Origin of the sequence: Campylobacter sp. GB48 (assembly GCF_049221845.1) — a bacterium.
GTDB classification, from domain to species: domain Bacteria; phylum Campylobacterota; class Campylobacteria; order Campylobacterales; family Campylobacteraceae; genus Campylobacter_D; species Campylobacter_D lari_C.
In genome coordinates this window covers 1-655 of the sequence record NZ_JBMJAR010000092.1, presented here as the reverse complement: position 1 = coordinate 655, position 655 = coordinate 1, and the positions used below count along the sequence as shown (strand labels likewise).

Here is a 655-nt window from a genome sequence, read left to right as displayed (position 1 = left end):
AATCATACAATATCTAGTAAATCGTGGAGCTAAATTTGAAGTGCATGAAGATGACTTTGGTTGGACTCCTATGCATTTTTGGGTTAGACGCAATAATTATGAATTATTAGAACTAGCTATTAAAGGAGGGGCTAATGTGGATATGCAAACCCTGCTTGATCCAAAAAGCGAATATAATGAAACTCTTTTATTTGAAGCTGTAAGCGAACCTGAAACTTATAGGGTTACAAAGCTTTTAATTGAACTAGGAGCTAATGTAAATTTTGTCACCCCAACCACTCCTTTAGATGATGCAAGAGGATCTAGAAATAAAAAGCTTTTAAAAGATGCAGGAGCAATGACTTCAGCTCAACTTGATAAAAAATACAATATATACTGGGATAGCAAAGAGTGTGAAAAAGATAAAAGCTATATGGAAAAATACTGTAAACTTTTAAACGATGCCATAAAAAAGGCTAAAGAAAGTGAATGAGGGATTTACTAAAGTCAATTTTCATATCAAAGAATTCCAAAAGGTTTATATATTAGAAAATTGTAAATTGTGTTTTTACAGTCCTTTTCATTTGCAAACACAAAATGGAAAAGAAGTGGAAGAAGTAAAAGAAGTGAAAAAAAAGGGCGAGTCCGAAGTTTATCTTATAGACGAGGATGGAAA

Annotated in this window: 1 protein-coding gene and 1 pseudogene; both read left to right on the top strand. The window is 32.4% G+C overall.

The genetic code is table 11. The annotated features are described in order from the left end of the window. Positions 1 to 472, top strand: a 472-nt coding sequence (locus ACOTVC_RS08990) for an ankyrin repeat domain-containing protein (protein ID WP_421628400.1), incomplete at its 5' end; no start/stop codon positions are given. Next, a pseudogene (locus ACOTVC_RS08985) lies at positions 465 to 655 on the top strand (hypothetical protein); the annotation flags it as partial. The gene ACOTVC_RS08990 and the pseudogene ACOTVC_RS08985, both read left to right, overlap by 8 nt.